General features: G+C 65.5%; 10 protein-coding genes and 1 tRNA gene. 3 read left to right on the forward strand and 8 right to left on the reverse strand.

Features of this window, described 5'->3' with window-relative positions; genetic code table 11:
* Positions 1-54 precede the first annotated feature (54 nt).
* Together AC1RP5_RS18870 and AC1RP5_RS18875 are read right to left on the reverse strand one after the other, a co-directional pair.
* The gene (locus AC1RP5_RS18870; protein ID WP_493113061.1) at positions 55-375 is read right to left on the reverse strand and encodes an Hpt domain-containing protein; all 321 of its coding nucleotides are present in this window, start codon (positions 373-375) and stop codon (positions 55-57) included.
* Positions 372-2,498: an ATP-binding protein gene (locus AC1RP5_RS18875; RefSeq protein ID WP_493113063.1), complete on the reverse strand. Its 2,127-nt coding sequence runs from the start codon at positions 2,496-2,498 to the stop codon at positions 372-374. The genes AC1RP5_RS18870 and AC1RP5_RS18875 overlap by 4 nt, the downstream gene beginning before the upstream one ends.
* A gap of 170 nt (positions 2,499-2,668) precedes the next feature.
* Between AC1RP5_RS18875 and AC1RP5_RS18880 the strand changes: the two genes are divergently transcribed.
* The 3 genes from AC1RP5_RS18880 (at position 2,669) to AC1RP5_RS18890 (ending at position 4,842) form a co-directional block, all read left to right on the forward strand.
* A complete protein-coding gene (locus AC1RP5_RS18880) occupies positions 2,669-3,376 on the forward strand; it encodes a response regulator (RefSeq protein ID WP_493113065.1) in 708 nt (235 codons plus the stop codon).
* A gap of 52 nt (positions 3,377-3,428) precedes the next feature.
* A tRNA-Ile gene (locus AC1RP5_RS18885) sits at positions 3,429-3,504 on the forward strand.
* 81 nt (positions 3,505-3,585) lie between these two features.
* On the forward strand, positions 3,586-4,842 hold the full coding sequence (locus AC1RP5_RS18890) for an amidohydrolase (RefSeq protein ID WP_493113067.1): 1,257 nt from the start codon (positions 3,586-3,588) through the stop codon (positions 4,840-4,842).
* A 34-nt stretch (positions 4,843-4,876) separates the two neighbouring features.
* On the opposite strand, the gene AC1RP5_RS18895 is transcribed toward AC1RP5_RS18890, so the two are convergent.
* The 6 genes from AC1RP5_RS18895 to AC1RP5_RS18920 all read right to left on the reverse strand — a co-directional run bounded on the left by AC1RP5_RS18895 (position 4,877) and on the right by AC1RP5_RS18920 (position 16,436).
* Positions 4,877-5,347, reverse strand: a complete 471-nt coding sequence (locus AC1RP5_RS18895) for a MaoC family dehydratase (RefSeq protein WP_493113069.1) — start codon at positions 5,345-5,347, stop codon at positions 4,877-4,879.
* A gap of 55 nt (positions 5,348-5,402) precedes the next feature.
* Entirely contained in the window at positions 5,403-6,065 is a 663-nt protein-coding gene (locus AC1RP5_RS18900; protein ID WP_493113071.1) for an aspartate/glutamate racemase family protein, read from the reverse strand.
* 44 nt (positions 6,066-6,109) lie between these two features.
* Positions 6,110-6,793, reverse strand: a complete 684-nt coding sequence (locus AC1RP5_RS18905; RefSeq protein ID WP_493113073.1) for a molybdate ABC transporter substrate-binding protein — start codon at positions 6,791-6,793, stop codon at positions 6,110-6,112.
* 151 nt (positions 6,794-6,944) lie between these two features.
* Complete coding sequence (locus AC1RP5_RS18910) at positions 6,945-7,088, reverse strand: hypothetical protein (RefSeq protein ID WP_493113075.1); 144 nt, start codon at positions 7,086-7,088, stop codon at positions 6,945-6,947.
* A gap of 78 nt (positions 7,089-7,166) precedes the next feature.
* Positions 7,167-7,850: an alpha/beta hydrolase family protein gene (locus AC1RP5_RS18915; RefSeq protein ID WP_493113077.1), complete on the reverse strand. Its 684-nt coding sequence runs from the start codon at positions 7,848-7,850 to the stop codon at positions 7,167-7,169.
* 54 nt (positions 7,851-7,904) lie between these two features.
* On the reverse strand, positions 7,905-16,436 hold the full coding sequence (locus tag AC1RP5_RS18920) for an Ig-like domain-containing protein (RefSeq protein WP_493113392.1): 8,532 nt from the start codon (positions 16,434-16,436) through the stop codon (positions 7,905-7,907).
* Between the last annotated feature and the right edge of the window lie 5 nt (positions 16,437-16,441).

Below are 16,441 nucleotides of genomic sequence, written 5' to 3' on the forward strand. Positions count from 1 at the left end.
ACCTTGCGGAACGACCGGAAGGCTCCCGGGCTGGCGTGAGATCCTTCGCTACGCTCAGGATGACATAAGGGAGGCGACTCGCGTCACTTCCCGGCTGAACGTCTCGTCGAGCCGACGCACGCTCTGCAAGTCGTGTGCTTTGGCAGCATGTTCCACCGCTTCGGCGACCCGACTGAGAGCGCCGGCACCGATCATGCCCGAGGCGCCCTTCACGCGATGCGCCGCCTGCGCGATCAGCTTGAGATCGTCGGTGGCCCGAATTTCACGCTGAGCCCCCTGCGCAGTGTCTAAAAACTCGCGCTCGATCTCGGCCAGGGTGGACGGATCGTTGCCGAACAGCTCGACCAGCCGGCTGCGATCATAAGCTTCGCTCATGCCACACGCTCCGCGGTCGCATCCTTCAGCCAGACGTCGAGGGTTGCCCTCAGCTGCTCGATGCCGACCGGCTTGGTGATGAAGCCGTCCATGCCGGCCGCGCGGCTGCGCTCCTCCTGCTCCTCGAAGGCGCTGGCGGTGACGGCGAGGATCGGCAGCCGCCTCTGGCCCGTCGCGGCTTCGTGTGCGCGGACATTCCGGGCGAGTTCGAAGCCGTCCATGTCCGGCATCTGAAGGTCCGCGAGCATGAGGTCGTAGCCGCCCTTGCGCCACAGCTCTATGGCTTGCTCGCCGCTCGCCGCCACGTCCGTCGAGGCGCCCGCAAGCTCGAGCTGTCGCGCCAAAATCTTGCGGTTGACCGAATTGTCGTCGACCACCAGCACACGGCCGTTCAATCGTCCGGCCGGCTTCGGCGTCTCCGCGGACGCCGTCGGACACTTCGTTCGGCCCGCGGCGCGCGCGATCGCCCGCACGAGCACGTCGCGTCGCCACGGGCGCTTGAGGTCGGCGAGAGCGATCTGGTTCGTCACCCCATCAATGCTCACCGCCGTCAGGTTCGACACCACGACATCGACCTCGGCGCCGGCGTCGCGCAGGTAGCGCGCGAAGGCAGCACTTTCTTCGGGATCCGGCAGGGACAGGACCAGCGACAGGCCCTTGAGCGGCGGATCGGCCACGACCGCACCATCGGCTGCCAGGCCAAGCCTCACCGTGACGATGAAGGTCGACCCGACGCCCGGCTCGCTCTCGATCTCCACGCGCCCTCGCATCGCCTCGGCGAGGCGACGCACGATGGACAGGCCGAGGCCGGTGCCGCCGAAGCGCCGGGTGGTGGAACTGTCGGCCTGGACGAAAGGCTGGAACAACCGCTCGCGCTGCCCCGCCGTGAGACCGATGCCGGTGTCGGCCACCCGGATGCGCAGCGTCAGCCCCTGCCCGTGCGCCGACGCCTCGCGTTCGAGGACGAGGCGGACCGAGCCGGTCCCGGTGAACTTGATGGCGTTGCCCAGCAGGTTGAACAGGATCTGCTGCAAGCGCAGCGGATCTCCGATCGCGCGCGCGGGCACGTCGGGCGCCACGAAGGCCGATAGCATCAACCCTTTTTCGGCGGCCTTCGCGGCCAGTGTCTCGGCCACACCCTCGATCAGCTCGACGGTCGAAAACTCGATCTGCTCCAGCTGGAGATGGCCCGCTTCGATCTTCGAGAAGTCGAGAATGTCGTCGATGATCCGCAGCAGAGAAGATGCGGAGTAGCGTACCGTGCCCAGCGAATCGCGCTGCTCGGCCGAAAGCCTGGTGCGCTCCAGCACGTCGATCATGCCCAGCACGCCGTTCATCGGCGTCCTGATCTCGTGGCTCATGGTCGCGAGGAACGTCGACTTCGACTGGTTGGCCTTCTCGGCCTCGCGCTGCGCTTCCAGCGCCGCGTCGCGCGCATGGCGTGCCTCGTCGTAGGCGACCTGCAGCCGGCGCGCGAGATCGTCTTTCTCGTAGGCCAGCGCGATGTTGTCGTACTGCCAGCGATGCACGTCGCGCACATAGGCCATCAGATGGCCGACATAGGCGGCGCCGGCGATGCCGACGAGCTGGTAGAACGGACCGCCCGAAGCGATCAGCACCAGCAGCAGCGGCGCCGCCGTCGCGACGGCGAAGGCATAGAAGGTCGGCGGATGGGCCGAGCGGATCGGCACGGCCGTGGTGACCGTGGCCAGCAGCACGAGCCCGAGCAGCATGCGCTGCAGCTCGAAGTCCTTGGACGCCAGCAGGAACCCGGCCCAGCCCCAGCAGGCGCCGGCCAGGAACGAGAGGCCCGCGAACCACCAGCCCCAGCGCAGCGCCTCTCCGTCGTCGGGTCGGGCGCGCGCAAAATTGTGCCGGAGGATATCGAAGGCGAATGTCACCGCGAGGTAGGCCACGAACGGGCCCAGCAGTTCCGCAGGGTCGATCTGCCGCCAGTAGATGGCGGCGATCACCGGCCACAGGACGAAGGCGAAGTAGCGCGACTGCGCCGAACCCCCGTACAGCCGCCGCACCAGCTCGGCGCGCACGAAGCCATCCTGCCGGGCCGCTTCCTGCGCCTCGTCGATCCGCGAGGAAGCCGGATCAGCGGCGACGAGAGTCATTGGCTATCCTGCGACTAGGGTTTGGGGCGCCGCCTCCGACGGGCGGCTAGAACTTGAGGTTTTACGTCAGCCTCGATCGTATCAAATATCTCAAGAAAACGATATAATTCCTTGAGAAATCATGTTATTTTGAAGGCATTATATTGTTCGTTCATATTTTGGATTAAGTCATGCAGCTTCCGTCCGTATTGCTGGTCGAGGACGACGCGTTTCAGCGTAAAGCCGCCGAGACCTACCTTTCCAACCACGAACTCAAGGTGACCGCGGTCGAGAACGGCGCCCAGATGCGCCGCCAGATCGCCCGCTCCATGCCCGACCTGGTCCTGCTCGACGTCCAGCTTCCAGGCCAGGAGGATGGCTTCGCGCTGGCCCGCTGGCTACGCGAGAGCAACACCCGCGTCGGCATCATCATGCTGACGGCGTCGGCCGACCCGGTCGACAAGGTGCTGGGTCTGGAGAGCGGCGCCGACGACTATGTCGCCAAGCCCTACGAGCCGCGCGAACTTCTCGCGCGCTGCAAGAGCGTGCTGCGCCGCTCGGTGAACAAGGCCACCCCCTCGCGGCTCGAACGCGTGCGCATGGGTGGCCACATGCTGGACCTGTCGCGCCGCCAGCTCATCGACGCCGCGAACACCGACGTGCCGCTGACCTCGGGCGAGTTCGACATCCTGAAGACCTTCGCCGAGAACCCCAACCGGCCGCTGTCGCGCGACTGGCTGCTGGAGACCACCAGCCACCGCGCGCGCGACCCGTTCGACCGCGCGATCGACCTCCGGATCACCCGCATCCGCCGCAAGATCGAGCCGGCCCCCGACAAGCCGACGGTCATCCGCACCGTGCGCGGCGTCGGCTATATGTTCGTGCCGCCCGCCGAATAGTAGCGCTATAAGGTCGGGCCCCGGCGTCCGGGGCGCGACCACGCGGTTGCGGGGGCCCGTAGTTCAGCGGTTAGAACGAGCCGCTCATAACGGTTATGTCGCAGGTTCGAATCCTGCCGGGCCTACCAACCACTGGCTGCCGCCAACACCTGTGACGGGCAAACAGGAAGTCCTTGCGCACCCGCCCTGTCGTCTAGGACACTCGCGGCATGAACGATGTAATCACCGGCAACGAACTTTCCGAACGCATTTCCGCAGCCGCCCTCAAGATCGAGGACAAAGTCATCGCCTGGCGGCGCGACATTCACGAGAACCCGGAGCTTTCCTATCAGGAGACGCGCACCGCCGCGCTCGCCGCCGAGCATCTGAAGAAGCTCGGCTACGAAGTGAGGACAGGCGTCGGCATCACAGGCGTGGTGGGCGTGCTGAAGGGCGGCAAGCCCGGCGGCGTCGTGGCGCTGCGTGCCGACATGGATGCGCTGCCCGTCGAGGAACGTGTCGACCTGCCCTTCGCCTCCAAGGCCAAGCAGCAGTATCTTGGGCAGACCGTGCCGGTGATGCATGCCTGTGGCCACGATTGCCACGTCGCCATCCTGATGGGCGTGGCCGAGATCCTGGCCGGCATGAAGGACGAGATCCCGGGCACGGTGAAGCTGATCTTCCAGCCCAACGAGGAAGGCTCCAACGACGGCCGCCCGAGCGGCGCCCAGGCGATGATCGCGGACGGCTGCATGCAGAACCCGGCGCCGTCCGCCGTGTTCGGTCTGCACGTCACCTCGGGCATCCGCTCCGGCGTGATTGCTCTCCGTCCCGGCGGGCTGATGGCGAGCGCGGATCGCCTCAAGATCGACGTCGAGGGCCGTCAGACGCACGGCTCGCAGCCGTGGCGCGGCATCGATCCCGTCGTCACCTCGGCGCAGATCATCCTGGCGTTGCAGACCATCGTCAGCCGTCAGCTGGATCCCACCCTCTCGCCAGCGGTCATCTCGGTCTCGACCATCCATGGCGGCGTGCGCAACAACATCCTGCCCGACTCGGTCGCCATGGAAGGCACCATCCGCGCCCACGATGAGGGGGTGCGCGCCGAGATCTGGAAGCGCATCGACAAGACCGCCACCACTATCGCCGATGCCGCCGGCGGCAAGGCCACCGTCACGGTCTTCGAGGGCGTGCCGGTGACCTACAACGATCCGCCGCTCACCGACTGGGGCACCAACAGCCTGAAGGACGGTCTCGATCCCCAGCGCGTCACCGAGGTGCGCCCGGTGATGGGCGCCGAGGATTTCTCGTATCTCGCCCAAGTCGTGCCGGGCATGTTCTTCTTTCTGGGCATCGTGCCGCCGGACGTCGACCCGCTGCAGGCGCCGGCCAACCATTCGCCGCTCTTCCGCGTCCACGAGCCCGCGCTCAAGTACGGCGTGCGCGCGCTCAGCTATCTCGCGATCGACTATCTGAAGCGGAAGTAGTCACAGGAGCGGCGGCGACGCAGGGCGTCGTCGCCTATGCCTTGGCGTAGGCGATGCTCATGGTCTCGGCAACACACGCCGGACGATCCTTGCCCTCGATCTCGACGGTCCATTGGTACGTCATGCGGATGCCGCCGTTGGGCATGTCGTCGGCGGCGAGCAGCTTCTGGCGGCCGCGGATGCGCGCGCCGACCTGCACGGGGTTCGTGTAGCGCACCTTGTTCGAGCCGTAGTTGATGCCGTTCCGCATATTGTCGATCTTGAGGACATCGCGGGCGAAGGTGGAGATCACGGAGAAGGTAAGATTGCCGTGCGCGATGGTCTTGCCATCCGGCATGTCCGTCTTGCAGCGCTCGACATCGACATGGATCCACTGATGGTCGCCGCTCGCCTCGGCGAACGTGTTGATGCGCTCCTGTGTGATGACCAGCCAGTCGCTGACGCCCAGCTCCTGACCGACCAGCGCCTTCATCGCCTGCGGGCTCTCGACGGTTCGCTTTGCCACGATATCCTCCTTCAAACCAATACTGCCGGAACTTTCATCCGCGCGATCGCGGGCATCAGCCCGCGATGGCGGCCCTGATGCGGTCGACCGCGGCATCGGGCGCCGTGAGCACCGGTGTCTTGACCGCGGCGGTGACTGCCGCCAGCGCGCGCGACGTCGAGAAGTGCGCGAGCATGATGGCGTCGCAGTGCGCGAGCTCGGGCGCCCGCGCGGCGATCAGCGCGTTGTGCCGGTCGGCGTCGCCCTTGCGCAACGCATCCATGGCGCCCTCGACGACGATCGTCTCGAGCGTCGCCTTGGCGCCCGCCTCAGCAACGAACTGCTCGAACTCCTCCGTCATGGTCAGCACCGACGGCGCGAAGGTCGCGAGCATGCCAATCTTCTGCCCCCGGCCGATCGCCTCCCGGAACATCGCTTCGTTGGGCTTCAGCACCGGCACCGGCAGTTCCTTTGCCATGCGTTCGATTGCCGGCCCGAACGCCGAGCAGGTGACGAGGATCGCCTCGGCCCCGATGCGATGCGCATAGTCGCCGAGTTCGACGAAGCGCTCGAACATGCGCGGCGTCAGGTCATCGTCCTTGGCGCGATCGATCGACAGCGAGGCGTCGAGCAGGTCGACGATCTCGGCCTCGGGCCAACGCGAGGCAAACGCACGCTGGATGGGTTCCACGGCGACGGGCGTGCCATGCAGGAGGACGACGCGGCGCTTCTTCGACATGAGAGCGGTCTTTCGAAATTGGAGCGTTTTCAGGAATGCGGCGATCAGGAATGCGACAGGCGGGATACCAGACCGCCATCACCATAGGCCTTCGCAGCAGTGGGCGAGGCGAGCAGCGCCATCAGCGCGGCGGCGCCTTCGGCGTTCCTGGCATCGGCAAAGATGGCGGCATCGAAGGTCGAGACGGTCTGGACCTCAGGGGGAAACGGGCCGGCGACGGCGACGCCGGGGACCGACATCAGCTCGCTCACCTGCTGGATCGCGATGTCGGCCTCACCGCTCGCGACCTTCTCGCCGGTGAAGCCCATCGGGATCGTGACAGCGCGCGCACCGACCTCCGCGGCAATGCCCAGTCGCTCGATCAGTCCGGTGAAGTAGATGCCGCTCGCGCCGGCCTTGGAGTAGGCCACGCCCCTCGCGCCGACCAGCGTCCGCTTGAACGCCTCGACCGTCGAGACATCGGGCTTCGGCGCGCCCTCGCGGACGCCGACGCCCAGGATCGAGTCGGCGAGACAGACACGGGTCTCGGGACGCACGATGCGGTCGGCGCAGAGCTTGTCCATGGAGCCATTGATGGCGATGACGACGTCGGCGCGCTGCCCCTCGGCGATCGACTTCATGATGGCCGTGGTCGGACGCCAATCAATCTCCAGGCGATAGGGCGATGCAGCCTCGAAGGCCGGTTTCAGCCAACGATTGACGGCCACCTCGAGGGCAAGACCGCTCATGACGGCGATAGACGATGGCAATGCCACTGGATTTCACTCCCCGCACAACAGACACCGCCAATATAGCGGGATGCAGCCGTGGACGGAGGTAAAAGTTAACCCGGAGCCGATCCCCCGGACACGCACGAGCAGAGCGCCGGCGTGCGAAGCGTCACCCTCCGCCGCGGAAATTGCTGCGGCCCCCGTCATGGTCGGCGTATCGACCATCTCCGGGGCCACCGTTCGCGCCCGACGCGCAGCCCACCACCATGAAAGCAGCAGCCAGCATGAACGCATAGGCGATCAGATTTCTCATTCGAGAGCTCCTGCGCTTAACCGTTCTCAATTTAGCGATCAGGCCGACACGAACAAGACGACGAACATGCCGCGAGAGTCACGGAAGCGTGTGCATCCAGGTGGCCGCGCTTTCGGCAATCTCGACAAGAACCTCCTGATGGGTTCGACCGGATCGAACGAGAACGCCAAAGGAATGATCCGCGTCTTTCACCATCCGGAGTGTGGCTTTCCTCCCCAGACGCCGGACAACGCCTCGCAGGAGGGTCGGCCGGGCCAACGCATCGCGCGTGCCCTGAATGAACAACTGCGGCACGTCGACCTCGCGAAGATGTTCCGCCCGATCGACCGAGGGCTTGTCCGGCGGATGAAGCGGGAAGCCCAGGAACACCAGGCCACGGACGTTGGGAAGCGGCTCCAGCGCCTGTGCCTGCGAGGTCATTCGCCCACCGAACGATTTGCCTCCCGCAAACAGCGGGAGCGCCGGCGCCAGCTTTGCCGCCCTCCCGACAGCCACCCGCACCGCGGTGTGCGCGACAGCCGGGCGATCGGGCCGCCTGGAGCCGGCCTCCATGTACGGAAACTGGAACCGGAGCGTGCTCACACCCCTTTCAGCAAACAGTTCGGCCATGGCCGTCATGAACGGATGCGTCATGCCGGCCCCTGCCCCGTGTGCGAGGACAAGCAGCGCCAAAGCGTCGGGCGCCTTCCGGTAGAGCGCGGAAACGGTCGTTCCCGGCGCCACCGAAAGGCTCAGCCGTCTTGCCCGTGAGGGAGATTTCATGGCCCCGAGTCTGCCGCAGAAAGAGGCGCGGGAAAACAAGCCCCGCGCTTCGCGCTACACCACCAGGAAGTCCGTGTGATCGAGCGTGCCGGTGAGCGTGGTGACCGTCGCGAACTTCACCGCCGCGACACCGCCGACGCCGTCCGCATCGTAATACAGAGCCTTTCCGGCCGCGTTGTAGAGGATGCGGTCGTCGGCCTCGGTCGCCACGGCGCCCAAGTTGAAGGCGCCGGCATCGAGTGTGCCCAGCGAAAGCGCGGTGAAGATGCTTCGATCGAGCTGGATCGTGTCGCCAGCATGATCGAAGGCAACGATGCGGTCGACATTCGTCGGCCCCAGTGCAGTGCTGAAGCGGAAGGTGTCGCCGCCTCCGCCGCCGGACAGTATATCGGCGCCCACACCGCCATCGAGCAGGTTGTGGCCGGCATTGCCGGTCAGCGTATTGGCGAGATCGTTGCCCATCCCGTCGATGTCACCGGCATCGGACAGTATCAGCTTCTCGACATTCTCGGTGAGCGTGTAGCTCACGGAGGCGCGGACGGTATCGATGCCGCTGTCGACACCAGCCCCTTCCGTCACGACATCGCCGGCATCGTCGACGTAATAGGTGTCGTTGCCGTCACCGCCCACCATGACGTCGGCACCGGCATCGCCATCCAGCTTGTCGTTGCCGCCGCCACCGTAGAGGTGGTCGATGCCGGCGCCGCCGAAGATGGAGTTGGCGAGCTCGTTGCCGGTCAGCGTCAGGCCATCGGTGCCCGAGGCACGCAGGTTTTCGATCTCTACGCCGCTGGCCAGCGTGTAGCTCACGGTGGTGCGCACGGTGTCGGTGCCGCCCGAATCGCTCACCACGTCGTTGGCGTCATCGACATAGAATGTGTCGTTGCCCAGCCCGCCGTCCATGAAATCGGCGCCCGCGCCGCCGTCGAGCTTGTCGCTGCCGTCGCCGCCGTTCAGGTGGTCGACGCCATCTCCGCCGAACAGGGAGTTGGCCAGTTCGTTGCCGGTCAGGGTCAGGCCCGCCGTGCCCGAAACATACATCTTCTCGATTTCCAGACCGCCAGCCAGCGTGTAGTCGACGCTGGTGCGGATCGTGTCAGTGCCCGAGGAGTCGATCACGACATCGTCGACCGAATCGACATAGAAAGTGTCGTTGCCTGCACCACCGTTCATCGTGTCGGCGCCGATGCCGCCATCGAGCTTGTCGTTGCCGTCACCGCCCACCAGCGTGTCGTCGCCCAGGCCACCGAACAGGGAATTGGCGAACTCGTTGCCGGTGAGGACGAGGCCGATCGTAGAATTTCCGGAGGCCCGCAGATATTCGACCTCCTGTCCCATCGTCAGCGTGAAGTCGACCGTCGTGCGAATGGTGTCGATACCACCGCCGATCTCGATCACGACGTCTCCCAGATCATCGACATAGTAGGTGTCGCTGCCCGCGCCGCCCGTCATCGTATCGGCGCCGATGCCACCATCGAACTTGTCGTTGCCGTCGCCACCGTTCAGCGTGTCGTCTCCGCCACCGCCAAACAGCCTGTCGTTGCCGTCGAGCCCATTGAACGTGTCATTTCCCGGTCCCCCGATGATCAGATCATCGCCGGCCGTGCCGTTGACTGCATCCAGGCTGATCGTGGCGCCGGCCGCCGAGGCGATATTTCCCACGGCGTCGATGACGGTGAGGATCGAACTTACGCTGCCGCTGACGAACGAGGAGAAGTTGGCAACCCCGGCCGACGCTGCGACCGTGAGCGTATGACCGACGGAATCGGTGAAGGTCACCGTCGCGGTGGTTACATCCGGATCCAGCCCCGAAACCGAGAACGCTACCGCAGTCCTCTCCGGCGCGTTGATGTCGGTGTCGGGGATCGTCAGGGCGAGGTTCCCGTCCAGGTCGGCCGTCGTGTCGATCGAGACGCTGTCGCTGCCCGGGCCACCCTGATTCAGCGCCGCATCCGTATAGCTCTCCGACGTGACGGCCACGGAACCGGTTCCCGTGAAACCCTCCGACGCCGTGAACTGGGCCGTCCACACCAGCGGATTGAGAGTTGCCGCCAACCCGGTGACCGCGCCGCCCACTACTTCCAGGTCAGCGGCGGTGAAGTCGACCGGCGCCTCGCTGAACGTGAACGTCACCTGCGAACTCGGCGAGCCATGGCTCAGCGACGCAGCATCGATGGCCACCGTCACCGTCGGATTCAGTCGGTCGATCGCAACACTGTCGCTGCCCGACGCGCCGAGGTTTCCCGCCTCGTCGACATAGCTGTCGGCCAGGACCGTGACCGAGCCCGCCCCCGAGAAATCATCCGTCGCGGTGAACTGCGCCGTCCAGATCAACGGATTGCCCGTCGCCGCCAGACCCGTGACCGTGCCGCCCGCCACTTCCAGAGCGGCTGACGTGAAGCCGACCGGCGCCTCGCTGAAGGTGAACGTCACCAGCGAGCTGGTGTCTCCGTCGCTCAGCGAATCATCGGCAATCGCCACCGTTACTGTCGGATTCAGCCGGTCGATGATGACGTTGTCGCTGCCCGAGCCGCCGAGGTTGGACGCCGCGTCCGTGTAGCTGTCGGACAGGACTGTGACCGAGCCCGCTCCGGCGAAGCCGTCGTCTGCCGTGAACTGCGCCGTCCACACCAGCGGATTGGCGGTCACCGTCAGGCTGTTGACCATACCACCGACCGCCGAGAGCGACGCCTCCGTGAAGCCGACCGGTGCCTCGCTGAACGTGAACGTCACCAACGAGCCGGTGTCGCCATCGTTCAGCGAATCGTCGGCAATCGCCACCGTCACCGTCGGGTTCACCCGGTCGATGACGATGCTGTCGCTGCCGGAGCCGCCGAGATTTGCCGCCGCGTCCGTGTAGCTGTCGGTCAGGACCGTGACCGAGCCTGTGCCTGCAAAGCCGTCGCCTGCCGTGAACTGTGCCGTCCAGACCAGTGGATTGGAGGTCACCGCCAGGCCTGTGACCGTACCGCCAACCAAGGAGAGCGATGCTTCCGTGAAGCCGACCGGTTCCTCGCTGAACGTGAACGTCACCAGCGAGCTGGCGTCGCCGTCGTTCAGCGAATCGTCGGCAATCGCCACCGTCACCGTCGGATTCAGCCGATCGATCGCGACGGTGTCGCTCCCCGAGTCACCCAGGTTCGACGCCGCATCCGTGTAACCTCCAGCCATCACGGCGACGGAACCTGGTCCCGTGAAACCATCGGTCGCGGTGAACTGCGCCGTCCAAACCAGCGGATCGGACGTCACCGTCAGATCCGTGATCGAACCGCCGACCACCTGCAAGGCGGCAGCCGTGAAGCCCACCGGCTCCTCGCTGAAGGTGAAGGTCATCAACGCGCTGGCGTCGCCGTCGCTCAGCGACACGGCGTCGATCGCTACCGCCACCGTCGGATTCGACCGGTCGATTGCAACACCGTCGGTGCCCGAACCGCCCAGGTTGGCTGCCGCATCCGTGTAGCTGTCCGCCACCACGGTGACCGAACCGGCGCCCGAGAAGCCATCGTCTGCCGTGAATTGCGCGGTGTACGTCTTGCCCGACGGGTCTCCCAGCAGATCCTGCGCAAGGTCCGTGACCGTGCCACCCACGACCGAGAGCGCTGCATCGCCAAAGCCGACCGGCGCCTCGCTGAAGGTGAAGGTCACTAGGGAACCGGTAGCGCCGTCGCTCAGTGCTCCGGCTTCGATCGCAACCGTTACCGTCGGGTTCAAACGGTCGATGGCGACGCCATCGCTGCCCGAACCGCCCAGGTTCGCCGCCTCGTCGGTGTAGCTGTCGGCCAGGACCGTGACCGAGCCTGCGCCTGAGAAACCATCGGTCGCGGCGAACTGCGCCGTCCACACCAGCGGATCGGACGTCGCCACAAGATCCGTGATCGAGCCGCCCACCACCTGCAAGGCGGCCGCCGTGAAGCCGACTGGCTCTTCGCTGAACGTGAACGTTACCAGCGAACTCGACGTACCATCGCTCAACGAGGCAGCGTCGATCGCCACGATCACTGTCGGATTCGACCGATCAATCACGACGCTGTCGCTGCCCGGAGCACCCGAATTCAGAGCCGCGTCCGTGTAACTGTCGGATATGACCGCGACCGAGCCGGTTCCCGAGAAACCGTCATCCGCCGTGAACTGGGCCGTCCAGACCAACGGGTCGCTGGTCGCGGTCAGCCCCGTGACCGTACCGCCCGTCACCGAGAGGGCATCAGAGGTGAAACCAACGGGCTCTTCGCTGAATGTGAACGTCACCAGCGAACCCGGCGCACCATCGCTCAGCGAGGCAGCGTCGATCGCTACCGTCACTGTCGGATTGGATCGATCAATCACGACGCTGTCGCTACCCGAACCACCCAGGTTCAGTGCTGCATCCGTGTAGCTGTCGGCGATCACGGTGACCGATCCGGTCCCCAAGAAGCCGTCATCCGACGTGAACTGCGCCGTCCAGACCAACGGATCGCTGGTCGCGGTCAGCCCCGTGACCGTACCGCCCGTCACCGAGAGGGCGGCGGACGTGAAGTCGACCGGTTCCTCGCTGAACGTGAACGTCACCAGCGAGCTCGGCGCACCGTCGCTCAGCGACGCAGCGTCGATCGCCACCGTGACCGTCGGATTCAGCCGGTCGATCACGACGCTGTCGCTGCCTGAACCACCAAGGTTCAACGCTGCATCGGTGTAACCATCGGCCACGACCGAAACCGAACCGGCTCCGGCAAAGCCGTCGTTCGCCGTGAACTGGGCGGTCCAGATCAACGGATTACCCGTCGCCGCCAGGCCGGAGACCACGCCGCCGGTCACAGAGAGCGAATCTTCGGTGAAGTCGACCGGTTCTTCACTGAACGTAAACGTCACCAGCGAGCTCGGCGCACCGTCGTTCAACGACGCAGCGTCGATCGCGACCGCCACCGTCGGGTTCAAGCGGTCGATCGTGACGCTGTCGCTGCCCGAACCGCCAAGGTTCAACGCCGCATCGGTGTAACTGTCGGACAGGACCGTGACCGAACCCGTTCCGGAGAACCCGTCATCCGCCGTGAACTGCGCCGTCCACACCAGCGGATTGCCCGTCACCGCGAGGCCCGTGACCGTACCGCGAACCACCGAGAGGGAGGCGTTGGTGAAATCGACCGGCTCTTCGCTGAAGGTAAAAGTCACCACCGAGCTGGCATTGCCGTCGCTTAGTGAAGCGTCGGCAATGGCCACCGCCACCGTCGGATTGAGACGGTCGATCATGACGCTATCGCTGCCCGAACCGCCGAGGTTCGCCGCTGCGTCCACGTAACTGTCGGACAGGACTGTGACCGAGCCCGTTCCAGAGAACCCGTCGTCCGCTGTGAATTGCGCCGTCCATACCAGCGGGTCGGTCGTCGCCACCAGGCCCGTGACCGTACCGCCGACGACCGAAAGGGAGGCGTTGGTGAAGTCGACCGGCTCCTCGCTGAACGTGAACGTCACTGCAGAGCTGGCGTCGCTATCGCTGAGCGACCCAGCGTCGATCGCGACCGTGACGGTCGGATTCAAGCGGTCGATTGTGACGTTGTCGCTGCCCAGACCGCCAAGGTTCAGCGCCGCATCGGTGTAACTGTCGGACAGGACTGTGACCGAACCCGTTCCGGAGAATCCGTCATCCGCCGTGAACTGCGCGGTCCACACCAACGGATTGCCCGTCACCGCGAGGCCCGTGACCGTACCGCCGACTACCGAGAGAGAGGCGTTGGTGAAATCGACCGGCTCTTCGCTGAAGGTAAAAGTCACCACGGAGCTGGCATCGCCGTCGCTCAGTGAGGCGTCGGCAATGGCCACTGTCACCGTCGGATTGAGACGGTCGATCGCAACGCTGTCGCTGCCCGAAATGCCCAGGTTCGATGCCGAATCAGTGTAGCTATCCGCCAGGACGGTGATCGAGCCAGATCCGGAGAAGCCGTCGTCCGCCGTGAATTGTGCCGTGTAGGTTTTGCCCGAGGGATCTCCCGACAGGTCCTGCACAAGGTCCGTGACCAAGCCACCAACCACCGAAAGGGATGCGCTGGTGAAGCCAGCCGGCGCCTCGCTGAAGGTGAAGGTCACCAGAGAGCTCGGCGAGCCGTCGCTGAGCGAGCCGGCGTCGATCGCCACCGTCACCGTCGGGTTCGAGCGGTCGATCGCGACACTGTCGCTGCCCGAACCGCCAAGATTCAGCGCCGCGTCCGTATAGCTATCGGCCAGAACCGTGATCGAGCCCGGCCCCGAGAAGCCATCGTCTGCCGTGAACTCCGCCGTCCAGGTCTTGCCGGACGGATCGCCCAGCAAATCCTGCACGAGGTTCGTGACCGTGCCGCCCACCACCTCCAGGCCCGCGGTCGTAAAGCCCACAGGCGTTTCGCTGAACGTGAACGTCACCTGCGAATTCGGTGACCCGTCGTTTAGCGAGGCAGCGTCGATCGCCACCGTCACTGTCGGGTTCAGGCGATCGATGTCGACACTGTCGCTGCCCGAGCCGCCAAGGTTCAGCGCCGCGTCCGTGTAGCTGTCCGATACGACCGTGATCGAGCCCGTACCCGTGAATCCGTCGGTCGCGGTAAACTGCGCGGTCCAGACCAATGGATCGCTGGTGACCGCCAGAGCCGTGACCGTGCCGCCGATCACCGAGAGGGACCCGTCGGTAAAGCCGACCGGCTCTTCGCTGAAGGTAAACGTCACAAGAGAGCTGACGTCGCCATCGTCCAGCGAACCGGCGTCAATCGCCACCACCACCGTCGGGTTCAGACGATCGATGGCGACGGTATCGCTGCCCGAGCCGCCGAGGTTCGACGCCGCATCCGTGTAGCCATCGGCCACGACCGTGACCGACCCGGTTCCGGAGAAACCATCGCTTGCCGTGAACTGAGCCGTCCACACCAGCGGATCGGATGTCACAGCCAGACCCGTGACCACGCCGCCTACCGCCTGCAGGTCGGCGCCCGTGAAGTCGACCGGCGCCTCGCTGAAGGTGAACGTCACCAGCGAATCGGAAGCGCCATCGCTCAGCGAAGCGGCGTCGATCGCCACCGTCACCGTCGGGTTCAGCCGGTCGATCGCTACGCTGTCACCGCCCGAGCTGCCCGCGTTCAGCGCCGCGTCCGTATAGCTGTCCGGCAACACTGTGACCGAACCCGTTCCCGTGAATCCGTCGGTCGCGGTGAACTGCGCCGTCCACACCAGCGGATCGGACGTCGCCGCCAGCCCGGTGATGGAACCACCGACCACCGAGAGGGACGCGGCAGTAAAGCCGACTGGCTCCTCGCTGAACGTGAACGTCACCGCCGAGCCGGCGGCGTCATCGCTCAGCGCCCCGGCGTCGATCGCGACCGTGACCGTCGGGTTCGAGCGGTCGATTGCGACGTTGTCGTTACCCAAACCGCCAAGGTTCAGCGCTGCGTCCGTATAGCTATCGGCCAGGACCGTGATGGAGCCCGGTCCCGAGAAACCGTCATCCGCCGTGAATTGCGCGGTCCAGGTCTTGCCCGACGGGTCTCCCGACAGATCCTGTACGAGGTCCGTCACCAAGCCGCCCACGACGGAGAGCGCCGAGGCCGTGAAGCCGACCGGCACTTCACTGAACGTGAATGTCACCAGCGAGCCCGGCGAACCATCGCTCAGCGACTCTTCGGCGAACGTCACCGTCACCGTCGGGTTCAAGCGATCGATTGCTACGCTGTCGCTGCCCGAACCACCCAGGTTCGATGCGGTATCCGTGAAGCTATCGGAAAGGACCGTGACCGAACCCGTTCCCGAGAAGCCATCATCTGCCGTGAACTGCGCCGTCCACACCAGCGGATCGGACGTCGCCGCGAGGCTTGTGACGACACCGCCCACCACCGAAAGGGAGGCCTCGGTAAAGTCGACTGGCTCCTCGCTGAACGTGAAAGTCACCAGAGAGCTGGCATCGCCGTCGTTGAGCGAGCCGTCGGAGATCGCCACCGTCACCGTCGGGTTGAGACGGTCGATCACGACACTATCGCTGCCGGACTCACCGAGGTTCGTGGCCAAGTCCGTATAACTTCCGGCCACTACGGCAACCGATCCGGCTCCTGAGAAGCCATCAGTCGCCGTGAACTGCGCTGTCCACACCAGCGGATCGGCCGTCACCGCCAGGCCGCTGATGGTGCCGCCAGCCACCGAGAGAGCGGCATCGGTGAAGTCGACCGGCGCTTCGCTGAACGTGAAGGTCACCAGCGAACTGGGCGACCCATCGTTCAGCGACGCAGCGTCGATCGCCACCGTCACTGTCGGGTTCAGACGGTCGATGACGACACTGTCGCTGCCCGAATCGCCCAGGTTCAGCGCAAGATCGGTGTAGCTGTCCGACGCCACGGTCACGGAACCCGGTCCCGTGAAGCCATCGGTCGCGGTGAACTGCGCCGTCCACACCAGCGGGTTGCCGGTCGCGGCCAGATCGGTGACCGTGCCGCCCACGACCTCGAGGTCGCCAGCGCCAAAGTCGACCGGCGCTTCGCTGAACGTGAAGGTCACCAGTGAGCTCGGCGACGCATCATTCAGCGAGGCGGCGTCGATCGCCACCGTCACCGTCGGATTCAGGCGGTCGATGACGACACTGTCGCTGCCCGAACCGCCCAGATTTG

Source organism: Reyranella sp. GW821-FHT12G01, from assembly GCF_058806575.1.